We start from the raw sequence: 18,595 nt of genomic DNA on the forward strand, positions 1-18,595 counted from the left end.
CCACGGGGAAAATCGGGGTGTTTTACCGGCTTCCATGCAAGTGTATGTGGTCATTGTCACCGTCAAAACGGCATATTTGTCCGCATGCTGGACAAAAAGGCTTCCGATGAAGGCTCTGCCTGTTATGGACCCAGCTGGGCTGCCACCGCCAGCAGGTCTGCCTCTGCGCCCGGCTGTCCGATCAGCTGCACACCCATGGACAGGCCTTCGGCGGTCACATAGACGGGGATGGTGACGGCGGGCAGTCCGCAGACGTTCACCATTGAGGTGAACGGAGAGTATTGGCACTGAAGTGCGTAGTCTTCCGCGGCATCCCCGGACCAGTACCAGCCGATGGGCCGCGGTGTCATGGCGACGGTCGGGGTGAGGATCATGTCCCAGGCGGCGAACTGGGAAATGGTTTCCTCTTCGAACCCGCGCAGCACGTCGATGGCCCCGGCCAGGTCCGCAGCGGAGCGCTGCAGGGAACGACGGCGCATCCCGGCGGTCAGCGGCGTGAGGTGCTGCTCTCCCTCCGGCGGCAGCGGGATGTTGGCCAGCGGTGCGGTCCACACCAGCTCGAACGCTTCCGGGTACCGCTCGTCGTAGTGGACGTCGGCTTCTGATACCTCGTGCCCCGCCCCGGTCAGTGCCACGATGCCGGCCTCCAGTGCCAGCACCGCCGCCGGATCCAGTGCAATGTCCAGGCGGGATTCGAAGGGAGAACGTGTGCTGACGCCGATCCGGAACCTTCCCTCGGCCCGCTGTGCAGCCTGCAGGAACGAGCCAGCAGCCGGCGGGGCGCTGGTGGCATGATGGTTCGGTTCCGCCACCATGGCATCGAGCAGGAGGGCGGCGTCCGCGGCTGTTTGTGCCAGCGGCCCCGCAACCACGAACTGGCCCAGGTCACGCTGGCCGCCGCCGGAGGGCACCCTGCCGCGGTTCGGCTTCAGGCCCACCAGACCGGTGGCGGCGGCCGGGATGCGCACTGAACCGCCGCCGTCGGTCCCCGGAGCGAAAGGCAGCATGCCCGCGGCGACGGCGGCCGCGCTGCCGCCGGAAGAGCCGCCCGGGCTGAGCGCCGGGTCCAGGGGGTTCCGGGCCGGCGGTGCAACGAGGTTCTCGCTGTAGCTGCTGAGGCCGAATTCCGGCACTTGGGTTTTGCCCAGGCTGATCGCTCCCGCTGCCCGCAGCACTGCAGGCAGGGGTCCGTCCGCCCCGGCGGGTACCGGCGGCACTGCGGCGCTGCCCATGGTCGTGGGGACGCCGGCGACGTCGGTGAGGTCCTTATGCGCCAGCGGCATGCCGTGCAGGATTCCCGGCGGGCGTCCGGCGGCCAGGGCGTCGTCGGCCTGCCGTGCCTCAGCCAGCGCCGCATCCGCGGTGACGGTGATGAAGGAGCCAAGTTCCGGATTCAGTGCCTCGATGCGTCCCAGGAAGTACTCCGTGGCCTCCCGCGCCGAAACCTCCCCGCGGGCCAGGGCATCCCGCAGTGCGAGTGCGCTCAGGGCGCCGATGCCCTCCCCGGGAAGGGTTCCGGGCCGGAGCGGGACGGCTGGACCATTGGGCATTGTTACCTCCGGGGCGCGGGCGGCTTTGTTCTCTGGCGGTGCATCCCACTATAGGCTGGGATAAACGGCGCGCACGCCCCCGCAGCGGGTTGGTTCCGCGCCTGATCAGACCCGGTGCAGAGACTGTGAGGAAGTGTGAGCGAGATGGAAAGCGTTTCTGTGGACACGATTGGCGAAGGCGCCCGGATCCTGGATGTCCGCGAAGACTATGAGTGGGAAGCAGGGCATATTCCGAACGCCGTGCACATTCCGCTGGACCAGCTGCCGGACCGCCTCGATGACCTTGATCCGGATCAGGACCTGGCCGTTATCTGCCGGACCGGCGGGCGCAGCGCACGGGCAACCCAGTGGCTTGAATCCCACGGCTACTCCGCGGTCAACGTCAACGGCGGGATGGGTGCCTGGCTCGAAGCCGGCAAGGAAATGGTCTCCGACAACGGACAAGAACCGACCGTCGTATGAGTCCTGAGGGCACCCCCGGGCCGCCCAAGCTCCCGGGAACCATGGTCTACACCTACCTTGGGCCGGAGGGAACCTTCACCGAAGCGGCCCTCCTGCAGGTCCCCGGAGCCGATGAAGCGGTGAGGATCCCCTCCACCAGCGTCACGTCTGCACTGGAGATGGTCCGGTCCGGGCATGCAAACGCTGCGGTGGTGCCGATCGAAAACTCCGTGGAAGGCGGCGTCAGCGCCACGCTGGATGCCATCTCCATTGGCCAGCCGCTGAGGATCCTGCGGGAAATCCTCGTGCCCATCACCTTCGTGCTGGCGGTCCGCCCGGGTATTGAGCTCGACGACGTCCGCCGGGTCTCGACCCACAGCCATGCCTGGGCGCAGTGCCGCAATTGGGCGGAACTGAATATTCCGAAGGCGGAATATCTCCCGGCCTCCTCGACGGCAGCCGCCGCCGTCGGACTTCAGGATGACTCCTCCGGCTTCGATGCCGCGATTTGCTCCCCTCTGGTTGCCTCCCGCCTGGGGCTGAACGTGGTTGCCCGGGACATTGGGGACGTTTCCGACGCCGTTACCCGGTTCATCCTGATCAGCCTGCCCGGGCTGCTGCCGGAACCCACGGGCGCGGACAAGACCACCGTGGTCATTCCCCTGCCTGAGGACCGCCCGGGCGCACTGATGGAGATCCTGGACCAGTTCTCCACCCGGGGCGTGAACCTCAGCCGGATTGAGTCCCGGCCCACCGGAGCCTTCCTTGGGGACTACTTTTTCAGCATCGACGTTGACGGGCACATTTTTGACGCCCGGGTGGCGGACGCGCTGAAAGGTCTGCACCGGGTGTCCCCGGAACTCAGGTTCCTGGGCTCCTATCCGCGCGCGGACCACCGCCGCGCCCACGTCCTGCCGCACACCTCCGATCCGGCCTTCGAGGCGGCGGACCAGTGGCTCGAATCCCTGATTAACGGCTGACGTGCCACGGCTGCGACGCAGTAACTGCGAACATCCCGGCTACACCCGCCTGCGGTGGGGCAAGGGGTTCAGCTACCGCGGGTTGAAGGGTGAGGTGTTGAAGGATCCGGCCGAGCTGCGCCGGATCCGCTCCCTCGCCATTCCGCCGGCCTGGCAGGACGTCTGGATCAGCCCTTACGCCAACGGCCATATCCAGGCCACCGGCCAGGACGGTGCCGGCCGGCGGCAGTACATCTACCATCCGCACTGGCGAGAGATGAAGGACCGGGAGAAGTTCGACCGCGCCCTTGAATTCGCCCAGGCCCTGCCATCCGCCCGCCGGATTATCACCAAGTACCTCCGCTCGGACGGCAACGGTCCCGAACGTGCACTGGCCGCAGCCCTGCGGATCGTCGATTCCGGGGCCCTGCGGGTGGGCGGATCCCGGTACGCGGAAATGAACGGCTCCTACGGGACCACCACGCTGCGGGTGGAGCACGTTACGGTGGAGGACTCCCGCCTGCTGCTGGACTTCCCGGGCAAAAGCGGCCAGGCATGGCACGTTGAACTCGAGGACGAGGACCTGGTGGCTGCGCTCGTGCCAATGCTCCGGCGTCCGGAACCGGACACTGCGCTCGCCTACGTGGGCGTAGACGGGCAGTGGCACAGTATTGACGCCTCCCAGCTGAACGGTTTCCTCCGGGAGGTCACTGCCGGAGATTTCAGCGCCAAGGATTTCCGTACCTGGCAGGCCACCGTCTCGGCCGCCATGGGCTTTGCCCGGGCCGCACGGACGGCGTCAACCAAGCGCGCCCAGCAGCAGGCCGTGGCTCAGACCATCCGGGAGGTTGCTGAACGGCTGGGCAACACTCCGGCCGTCGCGCGGAAGTCCTACGTCGACCCACGCCTGGTTGACAGGTTCCTGGACGGCGAGGTCATTCCAGTGGCCGGCTACTCCGCCTCCGAGACAGCCGTGCGGGAAATGCTGAGCGAATAACCCGCGAAAAACCGCCCCGGTTTATGGTAAGTATGCTTATAGACCGACGGCACCGGCTGCCGGCGGGAGAAGCCATCAATGCGAAAGGCGGACCATGAGCGAGTACACGAACGAAGACGAGCAGCTCACCAACCCCAAGCCCAGCGGGCAGGCCAGCGGTGATGACAACTACCGCGGAGACATTGGCGACCAGGGCAATGACCTCCGCTTCGCCGAAGAGCAGGAGCTCATCCGCGAACAGGCCTCCCCGGCATCCGTGAAACACGAAGAAGGCGAATACACCGACGCCGACGGCCGCAAGCAGCCGCCGTCGACCTCCCACAACGCTGCAGAAACCGAAGGCAGCTACACCGATTCAGAAGGCACGCAGGACTAGGCGGCTACGCAGCGCCGAAGCGCCTGAATGCACCGGTCCGTCCGCCACCCACGGCGGCCGGGCCGGTTTCTGTATCCGGGGCCCGCACGAGCAGGGAACGCGGATCGACGCTGACGCTCACGCGCGTCGCGGCGCCGGTCAGGTCGCCGTCAAGCTGGGTAATGATCGGCTCCTCGGTGCTCACGGTGACTTTCCGGGCCCGGGTGTATTCGATCAGTGAGATCTCCCTCCGGTTCCGGGTCACGACCTTGCCCGCCACTGCCAGCCAGCCCAGGACCGTGCGGGGCGTGAGGACCACAATGTCCAGCATCCCGTCATCCAGGGCGGCGGTTGGAATGAAGTCGATTCCGGCCGGCAGCTTCCCGGTGTTGGCGAACAGCACGCTGCGGACCTTGCGAACCTGGCCCGGGGCGCCGTCGAGCTGGATCCTCATCCGCCGCCTCGGCCCGGGCAGCAGCCGGATACCGGCCTCGCTGTAGGCCAGCCAGCCCACCCGGCGTTTCAGGTCATCCCGGGTTGCCGCAATGACTTCCGCGTCCAGTCCGATCCCGCCCATGACCAGGAAATTGCTGGCCGAACGGGCACCGGTGCGTGCATTCTCAAGCTCCACCCGGCCCATGTCTATCCGCCGTTCGGACCCGTGCAGTGCGGCCTGGATGCTTCCGGACAGGTCATTGACGGCCACGCCCAGATTCCGGGCCAGCAGGTTGCCGGTTCCCAGCGGCAGCAGTCCCATCGCCGCACGCTGGTGGGCCAGTGCCCGTGCCACCTCCCGGACGGTGCCGTCACCGCCGGCGGCCAGTACGACGTCCGCCCCCGCCGCCAGCGCGTCCTGCGCCTGCCGGTAGCCGGGGGAATCCACGGTTGTCTCGAAAACCAGCGGTGGTTCCCAGCCGGCCATTTCGCATGCGGCTGCCAGTGCGGCTTCCGCTTCCGCTGCCTGCGCCTTGATCGGGTTGATCACCACGGCCACCCGCTGGCTCGCCGACGCGACGGGGCGGGTAATCCGGTCCGCCGCCGCCTGCCGCCGGTGCCGCCGCGAGGTCACCTGCCAGGTGGCGATCGAGGCGAGGACGGCAGTGGCCGCAATGAGCAGGAGTACGGCGATTTCGGCGGGCATGGTGGTTTCAGGATAGCCGCCGGTCAGCGTGCGGGCCCCGGAAGGTGTTTTCGGTACTCTTGAGACGTGATCGATGTAAATGAGCTGCGAGAAAACCCTGAGAAGTTCCGAGCATCCCAGCGCGCACGGCTGGCCGATCCGGAGCTGGTGGACGCGATCATTTCCGCGGATGCCCGCCGGCGCGAGACCCGCACCCGCTATGAGACCCTGCGCGCCGAGCAGAATGCCTTCGGCAAGCGCGTTGCCCAGGCCAAGGGCGAGGAGAAGCAGGCACTGCTGGCAGAGGTGAAGGAACTGGCTGCCGCCGTCAAGGCTGCAGGCACCGAAGCCGACGCAGTGCAGGCCGAGCAGGAGGCCCTGGTCCGCCGCGTCGCCAACGTCGTCGAGGACGGCGTGCCCGCCGGCGGCGAAGATGACTTCACGGTCCTGAAGACCGTGGGAACCCCCCGGGACTTCGACGCCGAGGGCTTCACTCCGCGGGACCACCTCGAACTGGGCGAAATGCTTGGTGCGATCGACATGGAACGCGGCGCCAAGGTTTCCGGATCCCGGTTCTACTTCCTGCGCGGCGTGGGAGCGCGCCTGGAGCTGGCCCTGCTGCAGATGGCCATGGACCAGGCGGTCAAGGCCGGCTTCATCCCCATGATTACCCCCACACTGGTCCGTCCCGAGACCATGCAGGGCACGGGCTTCGACGTGGCACACGACGCCGAGATCTACCGCCTCGCCGAAGACGACCTGTACCTGGTGGGAACGTCCGAGGTTCCGCTGGCCGGCTACCACTCCGACGAGATCATGGACCTCAGCGCCGGGCCCGTCCGCTACGCTGGCTGGTCTTCCTGCTACCGCCGCGAAGCCGGATCCCACGGTAAGGACACCCGCGGAATCATCCGCGTGCACCAGTTCAACAAGGTGGAAATGTTCACCTACACCTCCGTCGAGGAAGCCGCCGCCGAACACCAGCGGCTGCTGGCCTGGGAAGAGGAAATGCTCGCCAAGGTGGAGCTGCCCTACCGCGTCATCGAAACGGCCGCCGGAGACCTGGGTATGTCCGCAGCCCGCAAGTATGACTGCGAAGCTTGGGTGCCCACACAGGGCGCCTACCGCGAGCTGACCTCCACCTCGAACTGCACCACGTTCCAGGCCCGCCGGCTGAACATCCGCGAACGCCAGGACGGCAAGACCCGCGCTGTAGCAACGCTGAACGGCACCCTGGCCACCACGCGCTGGATCGTCGCCATCCTGGAGCACCACCAGAACCCGGACGGCTCGGTCAACGTTCCGAAGGCACTGCAGCCCTACCTGGGCGGCCTGGAAGTCCTGCCCGTCCAGTAGCCTGCGTGGCTGTCCTGCCCCTGCGCGAACGGGGGGCAGGACGGTCCCCGAAAAGAGTTCACCGGCTGTTTGCGCTCAGTGTGAACCGCGTCCTACCGGTATTTACCCGCTTCTGTTTATATGAATCGATGACAACTCTCACTTCAGCCGGCACCGAAGACCGGTTCAACACAGACAGCAAACACCTCATCGCCCTGGACGTCGACGGAACCCTGGTGGACCACGACGGACACATGTCCCCCAACGTCCGGTCCGCGGCCAGGGACGCGATCGACGCCGGACACCACCTGGTCATTTCCACCGGCCGCTCTTTTGGTGCCGCACTTCCCATCCTTGAACGCATTGGGCTCACCGAGGGATACTCCGTCTGCTCCAACGGCGGCGTTACCCTCTCGATCGACACTTCCCTGCCGGACGGCTATGAAGTTGTGGACCGGGTGGTCTTCGACCCGCGTCCTGCCTTGGACGCCCTGCGCGTGTCACTGCCCACCGCAAAATTCGCCCTGGAAGACCACGAGGGACGTTTCCTTTCCACTGAACGCTTCCAGGACGCCAGCTTCGGCGCGGAAGCACAGGCAGTGGACTTCGAGTACCTGCGCGAGAGCAAGGCCGTGCGCGTGGTGGTCTTCAGCACCGACAGCACCGCCGAGGAGTTCGGCGACGCCGTGGCCGCGATCGGCCTGCACGGAGTGACCTATTCGGTGGGCTGGACCGCTTGGCTGGATATCGCCGCAGCCGGAGTGACCAAGGCTTCGGCCCTGGAACAGGTCCGCCGCCGTCTGGATATCGACCCGCTGCACACAGTTGCCGTGGGCGACGGCCGCAACGACATTGAGATGCTGTCCTGGGCGGCGCGCGGCGTTGCCATGGGCCAGTCCCCGGAGGAAGTGCTTTCCGCCGCCACCGAGGTGACCGGTTCGGTCTATGAGGACGGCGCCGCCAAGGTCCTGCGCAGCCTGCTCGATCCGCGCTAGCGCCTACCTGGCCGCATAGGGCAGGGGAGCGGGCGGCAGCGAGACCGGGCCGGCCACCAGGTCCAGCAGGCGGGCAGCCGCGGGCCGTGTGGCCCATTCCTCCACCCAGTGGGAGCGCACCACGGCCTTGCTGACAGCCTGGGCCGTGATGCCAAGTTCCTGCGCGACGTACTTCTGCTGTCCCCGGGCTCCGGGAGTCATCAGGTCCAGGACCTTCCACTCCGCCGTCGTCCGGCTGGCAACGATCATGCCCAGCAGTCGCAGCACCGCTTCCGCCTCAGAGGCCACTTCGGCGTCGGGCCCCTCCACGGCCAGCGGAATACGGTCGCCGGAGCGCTGCGCGCGTTCCACTGCCCGGCGCGCGTAGACCAGGCCAAACCCCTCCGCCTGCAGCACGTCCTCCGGTAGGGGGCGGAGGAGTTCGCCGACGCCGATTCCCACGTTCCAGCGGCGGGCCCGGATGGCTATCAGTGCCGCATCAACCGCTGCCGAGGGATGGGCCAGGATGCCCTGCGCCTCATCGCCCACGGACCGCTGGAAATCCACTGCGGCGGGAATGTGCCGCAGTGAGCGCACCAGCTCCGGAACCTGGTCCCCTGCTTCGCGGGAGTCCCGCTGGTTGATGGTCAGCACAAAATGCATGGCATCAGCATGGCAGAGCAACCGCGCCGGACAACCGATATCGGTTGCGGCGTGCCGTCCTTTCCCTCCAGATGACAGAAACTGCACGTACCAGCGCTGGTACGTGCAGTTTCTGTCATCTCGATGGGAGAGGCTAACCCTTAGTTGTTCTCCGGGTTTGCGTCCACGTCGCGGCCCTGCGGCTCGTCCTCTTCGCGCTCCTCGCCCTGGGCTTCGAAGCGTGCCAGGGAAGCTTCAACCTCGGCCTCGGCGGCTTCGCGGCCTTCCCAGTCAGCGGCCTCTACCCACTTGCCGGGCTCCAGGTCCTTGTACTTGGTGAAGAAGTGCTTGATTTCGTCCAGCAGGAAATCGGACACGTCGGAAATGTCCTGGATGTGGTCGAAACGGGGGTCAACGGGAACGCAGAGGACCTTGGCGTCTCCGCCGCCGTCGTCAACCATGTTGAAGACGCCGATCGGGCGGGATTCAACCAGCACGCCCGGGATCAGGTCGAAGTCCTGCAGCATGACCATGGCGTCCAGCGGATCACCGTCTTCGCCGAGGGTGTTCTCGAAGTAGCCGTAGTGCGTGGGGTACTGCATGGAAGTGAACAGCACACGGTCCAGGCGCAGGCGGTGCGTCTCGTGGTCGATTTCGTACTTGACGCGGGATCCCTTGGGGATCTCGATCGTTACGTCGAGTTTCATAACGGCTCCTAGGGGTGCGGCCATGTAAAAGGGCCGGTCAAACGGACAGAGAAGATCGTGCATGGCACATGCACTTTGCGAGGATGGACGCAGCCGGAATTCCCCCGTCCCTTTGGGAATGTCCGTTTGGTTCACTGCGCCGGTCTAGTGTTAAAGATATATGTCCTGAGGCACTGGCGGGTTTCCCGGCGTTTCCAGCTGCCCAAATACCCGCCGCAGCAGGCGGAACCTGGGGAACCAGGCACTGAAAAAGAAGGAAATGGTGGGCTTTGGCGAGGATGTTCTCCGGCATTGCCCTGCTGCTTGCCTTTGCCCTCCTGCTGGTTCCCGTTGCCGTCTACGCCGGTCCGCCGGTGGTCAAAGCCCTTACCGGCGCCGCCCCTGAACGCCAAAGCGCAGTGCCCACCCACCAGCGTCCGCCGGCACAGCTGACCGCAAACCCCTTCATCACGCCCCTGGACCCGGCCGCGCCGGTCCCCGATGCCGCGGTGCTGGGTTCCCTGCTCGACGCCGAACTGGCCTTCGAAGGACCCGGCACCGTTTCGGCGGTGGTCTCCGACGCGCTCACGGGCACTGTGCTCTATGAACGCAGCCCGGAGGCATCCGGCATGCCCGCCTCCACCCTCAAAATCCTTACCGCTGCCGCCGTGGTGCGGACCCTGGACCCGGATTCCCGTTTTGAAACCGCTGTCTACGCGGCCAGGGAGGATGGGGAAACCGTGCTGACCCTGCGCGGGGGCGGCGACGTACTGCTGGGCAGCGGAGACTCCCGTGAGGACGGCGTCGTCGGCCATGCAGGCCTGGCCACGCTGGCAGCGGAGGCGCTGCAGGAGCTGGGCGCGGATGCGGGGACCGTCCGCGTGCAGGTCGATGACACCCTGTTTACCGGGCCGGCACTGTCCGGCGCCTGGAACGAGGCCGACGTCGCAGCCGGGGAGATTGCCCCGGTGTACGCCCTGGCGGTCAATTCAGCCTGGGCGGACGAGACGCGGCAGGGCGGGGAACGCACAGCCGACGCAGCGCTCGCAGCCGGCACAGCGTTCCGGGACGCGTTGGCCGTGTCCGCGCAAGCGCAGGGGATCACGGTTGCGGATGGAGTGGACCGGGGAACTGCACCGGCCGGTTCGCAGGAACTGGCCGTAGTCGAGTCGGCCACCGTGGCCGAACAGGTGGAGCAGATGCTGCTGGTTTCGGACAACTACCTGGCCGAGGCCCTGGGCCGCTCGGCCGCGAAGGCGTCCGGCCGGGAGGCGGATTTTGCCGGCGCGGTCGAAACGGTGGCAGCCGAGATCGCCCGCCTGGGCGTGGATACCGCCGGAATGTCGCTTGCGGACGTCTCCGGGCTGGCGGCGGAGAACTCTGTCACTGCCCGACAGTTGGAAGAGACTGTCCGCGCCGTCCTGACCACCGGCGATGACGGACTGCGCGCAGTTGCACGGGGGCTGCCCGTTGCCGGACTCAGCGGTACGCTGCAGGGCAGGTACGGCGACGAGGCCGCAGCCGGCCTGGTGCGCGCCAAGACCGGAACGCTGCGCGCCGTGACGGCCCTGGGCGGCTACGTGACGGACGCTGACGGGCGGCTGCTGTCCTTTACGCTCGTGGCGCGGGGCCTGGACGGCAATACCGCCGAGGCCCGCGCTGCCGTGGACAACGCTGCTGCGGTGCTGGCCGCCTGCGGCTGCCGCTGAGTCCTGCCGCATACTCCCTCTCCGGCCGCCCCAAACCCATCGACAGGCCAGTTACGGCCCGTATGAGCCCTCAAACGAGCCGTAACTGGCCTCTCGGGGGATCTTGGAACGGCTGCGGGAGCGCAGTGCGGCGTCCCTGTGATCGAATGGACCAATGGAGAGCAACCAGCAGCACCTGAGCAACTCAAACGCCGCGCGACTGGTGAACTGGGACTTCGCCGCTGCCACCGCTGCCACCCTCGTGGCCCCGGGGCCCAAGATGAGCCGCCGCGAAATCCAGGCCGCCGTCGCGGACCTGCGCCGGCTGGCGGATGAGTCCGTAGCCCACGTCCACCGCATCACCGGGCTGGACGCCGCGGAGGACCTGCGCGACTCGCAGGTCCTGATCGTGGACCGGGCGTCCTGGGCCAAGGCCAACTCGCAGAGCTTCGCCGCGCTGATGAACCCGATGCTGGAGCATCTGGCCGAAACCAGGCCGGAAGCCGTCAAGGCCACCAATACCGCTGTTGCCGGTACCGTTACGGGGGCCGAGCTCGGCGCCGTCCTGGCGTTCCTGGCCAGCAAGGTGCTGGGCCAGTATGACCCGTTTGCGGCCCTGGCTCCGGACAGCCCGGGCAAAAAGGGCGGCCGCCTGCTGCTCGTCGCCCCCAACATCATCAGCACCGAACAGGAACTGAACGTAGAGCCGTCCGACTTCCGGCTCTGGGTCTGCCTGCACGAACAGACCCACCGCGTGCAGTTCGCCGCGGCCCCGTGGCTGCGGGACCACCTGCTGGAGCAGATCCGGCTGCTGAGCACCGGACTGATGGACAAGGCGCAGACCCTGCCGGAACGGATCAGTTCAATGGCCAAGCAGCTCTCCGCTGCCGCCGGCGGCAGGGACGAGACCCCGGCCGACGGCGTTCCGGAGCGCCAGCTGGATGTCCTGACCCTGCTGCAGGACCCGGCGGACAAGGCACGCCTGTCCCACGTCACGGCCGTGATGAGCCTTCTGGAAGGCCACGCCAACGTGGTCATGGACGCAGTGGACGCCAGCATCATCCCCAGCGTCAAGACCATTCGCCGCCGCTTCAACGACCGCGGCATCAACCGCGGCTGGCTGGACAAGTTCTTCCGCCGCGTCATGGGCCTCGATGCCAAGATGCGGCAGTACGCAGACGGATCGAAGTTTGTCCGCGCAGTGGTGGACAAGGTGGGCATGGAAGGGTTCAACCGGGTCTGGGAAGAGGCAGGGAACCTGCCCACCGAGGCGGAAATCCACAACCCGGACCTCTGGATCAAGCGGATGGGACTCTAGGCAGCACGTGAGCGAGACCCCAATGCACCCCCTGGTTCCGGCAGTGCGGGCGCGGCGCCGCCTGAACCCCACCCTCGGCAAGGCACGCGCCATGCTGAAGGATTTCCTGCGCGACGCCGGCCTGGCGCCCAATCCGGCCAGCCCGCCGGTGCTGCTGGTGGCCTGCAGCGGCGGCCCGGACTCGCTTGCCCTGGCGGAAGCGGCGTCGTTCTTTCACCGCCGCGGAGACTACGCGGTGGGCGCCGCCGTCGTCGATCACGGCCTGCAGCCCGGATCGGCGGTCATCGCCGAAACCGCGGCCGCGAAGCTGCGCGGCATGGGACTTGACCCGGTTACCGTCCACCGGGTGGACGTTCCGGAATCCGGCATGGGCCCGGAGGCCGCGGCCCGCACCGCGCGCTATGAAGCGCTCGACGCCGCTGCCGCCGCGGCGGGAGCGGACGCCGTGCTGCTCGGCCACACACTCGATGACCAGGCCGAACAGGTCCTCCTCGGCCTCGCCCGGGGATCCGGAACGCGTTCCCTTGCCGGCATGCCCGCGCGGCGCGGAATCTATCTGCGCCCGTTCCTGGGCCTGCGCCGGGAAGAAGTCGAAGAGATCTGCGCCGCGCAGGAGCTGGATCCCTGGTACGACCCCACCAACGCTGACCCGTCCTTCGCGCGCTCCCGCGTGCGGACCTCGGTACTGCCGTTCCTCGAAGCCGAACTGGGCCCCGGAATCGCCGAAGCGCTCTTCCGCAGTTCCCGGATCCTCGCCAAGGACGCCGACTACCTGGACGCCCAGGCCGCCGAAACCTACGAGCGGCTGCGTGCCGAAGCCGGAAATCCTCCCGCCGGCAGCGACCCGGAAGAGATCCTCCTCTCAGAACAGGCACTGCGCGAGCTGGCTCCGGCACTGCGGCAGCGCGTGCTGGCGCTCGCCGCAGCTGAGCTTGGAGCCGCCCGTCCCAGCTGGGAGCGGGTCCGCGCGGTGGAGGCGTTGCTGCGCCGCGAGGGGTCGGCCGGGCCGGTGCAGCTGGCCGGCAAGGTCTCCGCGTACAGGCAGGTGCGGGCAAAGCCGGTTCCCCAAGGCAGCCCAAGCTATGGCAATCTTGTTTTTAGGAAAAAGAGCAGCGCCTAAGTCCAGCTGCAACATCTCGTACCCGGGAGCCATTCGTGGATTCACACGACGTCCAGTCAGACCTCAAACACGTTCTCTACACCAGGGAACAGATTGCCGAGCGAATCAAGGAACTGGCGGCGGAAATCGACCGCGACTACGCCGGACGCGACATCCTGCTCGTTGGCGTGCTCAAGGGCGCCGTCATGGTCATGGCGGATCTGTCCCGTGCGCTGCACAGCCACGTTTCCATGGACTGGATGGCAGTGTCCTCCTACGGCTCCGGCACCCAGTCCTCCGGCGTTGTCCGCATCCTCAAGGATCTTGAGACTGACCTGCTGGGCAAGCACGTGCTGATCGTCGAAGACATCATCGACTCCGGACTCACCCTGTCCTGGCTGCGCACCAACCTGCAGTCCCGCGGACCGGCGAGCGTGGAGATCTGCACGCTGCTGCGCAAGCCGGATGCAGCGAAGGTTGAGATCGACGTGAAGTACGTCGGCTACGAGATCCCCAACGAATTCGTTGTTGGCTACGGCCTGGACTTCGCCGAGAGGTACCGCAACCTGGACTTCATCGGCACCCTGGCGCCCCACGTCTACGAATAAAGCGTCAGGCAGGCAGTCAGCCCGCCTGCTGAACCCGCTGGTCCTTACCGGCGCACTCCGGTGCCCGGCGCGGACCGGCGGGTTTTTCGCACTCCGCCGCATGAGCGGAATCACGGAACCGGGCTACGCCCTGAGGGAACTAATGCGCCCCTTGAACCGTGTGGTTCTTGGAGACGGTGTATAGCTAGACATTGCTAGCCAACGAATTCCGCGCAGTATCAGCGTTGTTGATCAGGAGGGACGGGGCATCTGCCCTGACGACGAATGAAATCCAAGAACTTCTTCAAGGGACCGATCATTTGGATCGTGCTGGCTCTTGCCGCGCTGCTGATCATCCTTCCCAACCTTGCCCCCTCCGGCGCTTCCCAGGTTGATACCAACGTTGGCCTGAAGCTGCTGGCTGACAACAAGGTTGAACAGGCAAAGATCTACGACGGCGACCAGCGTGTGGACCTCACCCTGCGGGAACCGTATGAGGACAAGGGCGAGAACGTCCAGTTCTTCTTCGGCTCCGCCCGCGGCGATGACATTGTCGAGGCCGTCAACAACTCCGACGTCGACGGCTTTACGGACCAGCCTGTCCAGACGAACTGGTTCACCAGCTTCCTGGGCCTGTTCCTGCCCATCATCATCCTGGGCCTCATCTTCTGGTTCCTGCTTACCCGCATGCAGGGCGGCGGATCCAAGGTCATGCAGTTCGGCAAGTCAAAGGCAAAGCTGACCAACAAGGACATGCCGCAGGTCACCTTCGCGGACGTCGCCGGAGCTGACGAAGCGGTGGAGGAACTCCACGAAATCAAGGAATTCCTGAAGGAACCGGCCAAGTTCCAGGCCGTGGGAGCCAAGATCCCCAAGGGTGTCCTGCTCTACGGCCCTCCCGGAACCGGCAAGACCCTGCTGGCCCGCGCAGTGGCAGGTGAAGCCGGCGTGCCGTTCTACTCAATCTCCGGTTCGGACTTCGTCGAAATGTTCGTCGGCGTGGGCGCTTCCCGTGTCCGGGACCTCTTCGAACAGGCCAAGAACAACGCTCCGGCCATCATCTTCGTTGATGAGATCGACGCCGTCGGCCGCCACCGCGGCGCCGGTGTGGGCGGCGGCAACGACGAACGCGAGCAGACGCTGAACCAGCTGCTGGTTGAGATGGACGGCTTCGACGGCAACACCAACGTCATCCTGATCGCCGCCACCAACCGCCCGGACGTGCTGGACCCCGCGCTGCTGCGCCCGGGCCGCTTCGACCGGCAGATCGGCGTCGAGGCTCCGGACATGCAGGGCCGCCTCCACATCCTGCAGGTCCATGCCAAGGGCAAGCCCATGGCACCCGGCGTCGACCTGGAGAGCGTGGCCCGCAAGACCCCCGGATTCACCGGTGCGGACCTGGCGAACGTCCTCAACGAAGCCGCCCTGCTCACCGCGCGCTCCAACGCGCAGCTGATCGATGACCGCGCGCTGGACGAAGCGATCGACCGCGTGATCGCCGGACCGCAGAAGCGCAGCCGCGTCATGAAGGAACTCGAGCGCAAGATCACCGCCTACCACGAAGGCGGCCACGCCCTGGTGGCCGCGGCCCTGCGCAACACCGACCCGGTGACCAAGGTGACCATCCTGCCCCGCGGGCGCGCACTGGGCTACACCATGGTCCTTCCGCAGGATGACAAGTACTCCGTCACCCGCAACGAACTGCTGGACCAGCTGGCCTACGCCATGGGCGGCCGCGTCGCAGAGGAAATCGTCTTCCACGATCCGTCCACCGGCGCCTCGAATGACATTGAGAAGGCCACCGCCACCGCCCGCAAGATGGTCACGCAGTACGGCATGAGCGAGCGGATCGGCTCCGTGAAGCTCGGCTCCGGCGGGGGAGAACCTTTCCTGGGCCGGGACATGGGACAGGAGCGGAACTACTCGGACCAGGTGGCGTACGTGGTGGATGAGGAAGTCCGGCGCCTGCTGGACAACGCCCACGACGAGGCGTACCAGATCCTTACCGAGAACCGCGACGTGCTGGACCGCCTGGCCCTGGAGCTGCTTGAGCGCGAGACCCTGAACCAGGCCGAGATCGCCGACGTGTTCCGGGACGTGCGCAAGCGCGATGTCCGTGAAGTGTGGCTCTCCAAGCCCACCCGCCCGGTGCATGACATTCCTCCGGTGGTTTCCCCGCGCGAACGCGAAGAGGCCGCAGCCGCCGGCGAGCCCAGCCCGGATACCGTGGCACCGCAGGACCAGATTGCCGACGCCGACATCCCGCAGGACTTCGACGTCTCAGCCAACGGGCTCCCGGAGCCTGAGAACAGCGGCCGGGGCAGCCACACCGGCACCTCGAACCTCGAATAACCGAAAGACTGGACGGCCGGAGCAGCTGCTCCGGCCGTCGAGCCGCTTCCAGCGTCCACGGTAGGATCGTGCAGTGACGGATTTCGACGATGAACTGAGCCTGGCCGAGCTGACAGAGACGGCCTCCGAGGTGGACCAGCCCCGCATTGCCCGGGCGGTGCGCGAAATCCTCCTTGCCATCGGGGAGGATCCTGACCGCGACGGACTGAAGGAAACCCCTGCCCGGGTTGCGAAGTCCTACGCGGAGATCTTCGCCGGACTGCACCAGAGTCCCTCGGACCTGCTGGCCACCACGTTTGACCTGGACCATGAGGAAATGGTGCTGGTCAAGGACATCCCCTTCTACTCCACCTGTGAGCACCACCTGGTTCCGTTCCACGGTTCGGCGCACATCGGGTACATCCCCTCCCACGACGGCAAGGTCACCGGGCTGAGCAAGCTTGCCCGCCTGGTTGACGTGTACGCCCGCCGGCCGCAGGTCCAGGAGCGCCTCACCACGCAGATCGTGGACGCCCTGATGGACAACCTGCAGCCCGTCGGCGCGATCGTCGTCATTGAATGTGAACATCTCTGCATGTCGATGCGCGGCGTGCGTAAGCCCGGTGCCAAGACGGTCACCTCGGCCGTGCGCGGCCAGCTGCGCGAAACCGCCACGCGTGCAGAAGCAATGAGCCTGATACTCGGACGATAGGACGACTCGATGGATTCGCTAGCTGCCACGCCCGGAACCGGGCCCGCCACCAATCCGCTGCCGGTGATCCGGCCGGGAGCCCGGAAGCGGCGCTTCGAGGACCTGCCCGAAGGCCGCACCCTGGTGATGGGAATCCTGAATGTCACGCCGGATTCCTTCAGCGACGGCGGCGAGCATGACACCACGGATGCCGCCATCCGCGCGGGACTGAAGATGCACTACGACGGCGCCGACATCATCGACGTTGGCGGGGAATCCACCCGGCCGGACGCCGAACGCATCAGCGCCGAGGAGGAACAGCGCCGCATCCTGCCCGTGGTCGAGGCCCTCGCGAAGGCCGGAGCCCTGATCAGCGTGGACACCATGAACGCTTCCACCGCGGAAAAGGCCATCGAGGCGGGGGCAGGCCTGATCAACGACGTGTCCGGGCTCGAACTGGACCCGGAGATGCCTGAACTGATCGCCCGCACCAAGGTTCCCTACATCCTCATGCACAGCCGCGGCAGCGTCCGCAGCCAGGATCCGAAGGCCAGCTACGACGACGTCGTCGAAGACGTCATTGCCGAACTCACCACGCTGCGGGACCGCTTCTACGAGGCCGGTGTTACCCCGGAGCAGATCATCCTGGATCCGGGGCTGGGCTTCGCGAAGAACTCCGAGCACGACTGGGCGCTGCTGCGCAACGTGGACCGGCTGACTGTCCTGGGGCACAAGGTGCTGATCGGCGCATCCCGCAAGCGCTTCCTCGGCTCCCTGCTGACCACTGCCGGCAAGGCCGCGCCGCCGGCCGAACGTGACAGCGCCACGCTGGCCACCACGGCGCTGGCTGCCAGCCAGGGCGTCTGGGCCGTCCGCGTGCACGACGTCGCTGCGAACGTGGACGCGGTCAAGGTTGCCGCTGCCTGGCAGGGTTAGCGTGGCTTCCCCGGCGACCCCGGTGCCCGTCCGCGACCGGATCCGCCTGTCCGGGCTGAAGGCAACCGGCTACCACGGAGTCTTCGACCATGAGCGGCGGGACGGCCAGGAATTCACGGTGGACCTGGTCCTGTACACGGACCTGCGCCCGGCCGCTGCCGCTGACGACCTGACCCTGACGGCGCACTACGGTGAGCTTGCCGAGCAGGTCTGCGCCCTGATTGCCGGGGAACCGGTGAACCTGATCGAAACCCTCGCCGAGCGGATCGCTGACCATGTGCTGGCCGGTTTCGGCGTGGTGGAGGCCGTGGACGTCACCGTGCATAAACCCCACGCACCCATCACCGTGCCCTTCGGCGACGTCGAAATCCAGATCCACCGGGAACGCGCATGAATGCCGTGCGCACCATCCTCGCACTGGGCAGCAACCTCGGGGAATCCCGCAGCACGCTGGCTGATGCGGTGGCCGCCCTGGCAGACCACCCGGGTATGAAGCTCGTGGCTGTTTCACCCGTGGCGCGTACGGCTCCCGTAGGCGGACCGGCAGGCCAGCCGGACTACCTCAACCTGGTGGCCGAGTTCGAAACCACCCTGGACGCCCATGCCCTGCTGGACCATTGCCATGACATTGAAAACCGGCACCACCGCACGCGTGAGGTGCGCTGGGGGCCGCGGACGCTCGACGTCGACATCATCACCTACGGCTCCAGCCGGATCAATGACGAGGTCCTGACGGTGCCCCATCCGCGGGCGGCGGAGCGGGCGTTTGTGCTCCAGCCCTGGGCCTGGATGGATCCGGACGCCAGGCTGGAAGGAGTTCCGGTGGCCAACCTGGCTGCCCGCGCTGCCGACCTGTCCGGTGTCGAACTCTTCGAGGGGGAGTGAG

At 66.7% G+C, this 18,595-nt stretch carries 19 protein-coding genes; 15 read left to right on the forward strand and 4 right to left on the reverse strand.

Features of this window, described 5'->3' with window-relative positions:
• Nucleotides 1-122 precede the first annotated feature (122 nt).
• The gene (locus tag ACSLGO_RS03545) at nt 123-1,550 is read right to left on the reverse strand and encodes an amidase (protein ID WP_436399939.1); all 1,428 of its coding nucleotides are present in this window, start codon (nt 1,548-1,550) and stop codon (nt 123-125) included.
• A 144-nt stretch (nt 1,551-1,694) separates the two neighbouring features.
• On the opposite strand from ACSLGO_RS03545, the gene ACSLGO_RS03550 reads away from it, so the two are divergent.
• From ACSLGO_RS03550 to ACSLGO_RS03565, 4 genes are all read left to right on the forward strand, one after another.
• The gene (locus tag ACSLGO_RS03550; protein ID WP_377955361.1) at nt 1,695-2,012 is read left to right on the forward strand and encodes a rhodanese-like domain-containing protein; all 318 of its coding nucleotides are present in this window, start codon (nt 1,695-1,697) and stop codon (nt 2,010-2,012) included.
• A complete protein-coding gene (gene pheA, locus ACSLGO_RS03555; RefSeq protein WP_436399941.1) occupies nt 2,009-2,971 on the forward strand; it encodes a prephenate dehydratase in 963 nt (320 codons plus the stop codon). The genes ACSLGO_RS03550 and pheA overlap by 4 nt, the downstream gene beginning before the upstream one ends.
• A 1-nt stretch (nt 2,972) precedes the next feature.
• The gene (locus ACSLGO_RS03560) at nt 2,973-3,947 is read left to right on the forward strand and encodes a DNA topoisomerase IB (protein ID WP_263127958.1); all 975 of its coding nucleotides are present in this window, start codon (nt 2,973-2,975) and stop codon (nt 3,945-3,947) included.
• Nucleotides 3,948-4,041: 94 nt separating this feature from the next.
• Entirely contained in the window at nt 4,042-4,323 is a 282-nt protein-coding gene (locus tag ACSLGO_RS03565; RefSeq protein ID WP_091600805.1) for a hypothetical protein, read from the forward strand.
• Nucleotides 4,324-4,327: 4 nt separating this feature from the next.
• Here the strand turns inward: ACSLGO_RS03565 and ACSLGO_RS03570 are convergent, their stop codons facing one another.
• Entirely contained in the window at nt 4,328-5,443 is a 1,116-nt protein-coding gene (locus tag ACSLGO_RS03570) for a diacylglycerol/lipid kinase family protein (protein ID WP_091600804.1), read from the reverse strand.
• A gap of 66 nt (nt 5,444-5,509) precedes the next feature.
• Between ACSLGO_RS03570 and serS the strand changes: the two genes are divergently transcribed.
• Both serS and ACSLGO_RS03580 read left to right on the forward strand, forming a co-directional pair.
• Entirely contained in the window at nt 5,510-6,778 is a 1,269-nt protein-coding gene (gene serS, locus ACSLGO_RS03575; RefSeq protein ID WP_152274127.1) for a serine--tRNA ligase, read from the forward strand.
• A gap of 128 nt (nt 6,779-6,906) precedes the next feature.
• Entirely contained in the window at nt 6,907-7,752 is an 846-nt protein-coding gene (locus ACSLGO_RS03580) for an HAD family hydrolase (RefSeq protein WP_277665212.1), read from the forward strand.
• 3 nt (nt 7,753-7,755) lie between these two features.
• Here the strand turns inward: ACSLGO_RS03580 and ACSLGO_RS03585 are convergent, their stop codons facing one another.
• The gene (locus ACSLGO_RS03585) at nt 7,756-8,394 is read right to left on the reverse strand and encodes a hypothetical protein (protein ID WP_152274129.1); all 639 of its coding nucleotides are present in this window, start codon (nt 8,392-8,394) and stop codon (nt 7,756-7,758) included.
• 140 nt (nt 8,395-8,534) lie between these two features.
• Nucleotides 8,535-9,080 carry an inorganic diphosphatase gene (locus tag ACSLGO_RS03590; RefSeq protein WP_091600800.1) on the reverse strand — a complete coding sequence of 182 codons (546 nt, stop codon included), beginning with the start codon at nt 9,078-9,080 and terminating at the stop codon, nt 8,535-8,537.
• A gap of 278 nt (nt 9,081-9,358) precedes the next feature.
• On the opposite strand from ACSLGO_RS03590, the gene dacB reads away from it, so the two are divergent.
• From dacB to folK, 9 genes are all read left to right on the forward strand, one after another.
• Nucleotides 9,359-10,768: a D-alanyl-D-alanine carboxypeptidase/D-alanyl-D-alanine endopeptidase gene (gene dacB / locus ACSLGO_RS03595; protein WP_436400015.1), complete on the forward strand. Its 1,410-nt coding sequence runs from the start codon at nt 9,359-9,361 to the stop codon at nt 10,766-10,768.
• Nucleotides 10,769-10,922: 154 nt separating this feature from the next.
• Nucleotides 10,923-12,065: a zinc-dependent metalloprotease gene (locus ACSLGO_RS03600; RefSeq protein ID WP_091600798.1), complete on the forward strand. Its 1,143-nt coding sequence runs from the start codon at nt 10,923-10,925 to the stop codon at nt 12,063-12,065.
• Between the two features lie 91 nt (nt 12,066-12,156).
• On the forward strand, nt 12,157-13,185 hold the full coding sequence (gene tilS / locus ACSLGO_RS03605; protein WP_436400017.1) for a tRNA lysidine(34) synthetase TilS: 1,029 nt from the start codon (nt 12,157-12,159) through the stop codon (nt 13,183-13,185).
• A gap of 35 nt (nt 13,186-13,220) precedes the next feature.
• Nucleotides 13,221-13,772 carry a hypoxanthine phosphoribosyltransferase gene (gene hpt / locus ACSLGO_RS03610; RefSeq protein ID WP_091600797.1) on the forward strand — a complete coding sequence of 184 codons (552 nt, stop codon included), beginning with the start codon at nt 13,221-13,223 and terminating at the stop codon, nt 13,770-13,772.
• Between the two features lie 264 nt (nt 13,773-14,036).
• Complete coding sequence (gene ftsH, locus ACSLGO_RS03615; RefSeq protein WP_091600796.1) at nt 14,037-16,103, forward strand: ATP-dependent zinc metalloprotease FtsH; 2,067 nt, start codon at nt 14,037-14,039, stop codon at nt 16,101-16,103.
• A gap of 73 nt (nt 16,104-16,176) precedes the next feature.
• The gene (gene folE / locus ACSLGO_RS03620) at nt 16,177-16,794 is read left to right on the forward strand and encodes a GTP cyclohydrolase I FolE (RefSeq protein WP_091600795.1); all 618 of its coding nucleotides are present in this window, start codon (nt 16,177-16,179) and stop codon (nt 16,792-16,794) included.
• 9 nt (nt 16,795-16,803) lie between these two features.
• Nucleotides 16,804-17,709, forward strand: a complete 906-nt coding sequence (gene folP / locus ACSLGO_RS03625) for a dihydropteroate synthase (RefSeq protein ID WP_091600794.1) — start codon at nt 16,804-16,806, stop codon at nt 17,707-17,709.
• A 1-nt stretch (nt 17,710) separates the two neighbouring features.
• Entirely contained in the window at nt 17,711-18,103 is a 393-nt protein-coding gene (gene folB, locus ACSLGO_RS03630; RefSeq protein WP_263127964.1) for a dihydroneopterin aldolase, read from the forward strand.
• A complete protein-coding gene (gene folK / locus ACSLGO_RS03635) occupies nt 18,100-18,594 on the forward strand; it encodes a 2-amino-4-hydroxy-6-hydroxymethyldihydropteridine diphosphokinase (RefSeq protein WP_325786147.1) in 495 nt (164 codons plus the stop codon). Before folB ends, folK begins: the two co-directional genes overlap by 4 nt.
• Nucleotide 18,595 lies beyond the last annotated feature (1 nt).

The organism is Arthrobacter sp. IK3 (genome assembly GCF_051337705.1).
In the GTDB taxonomy this organism is placed as follows: Bacteria; Actinomycetota; Actinomycetes; order Actinomycetales; family Micrococcaceae; genus Arthrobacter_B; species Arthrobacter_B koreensis.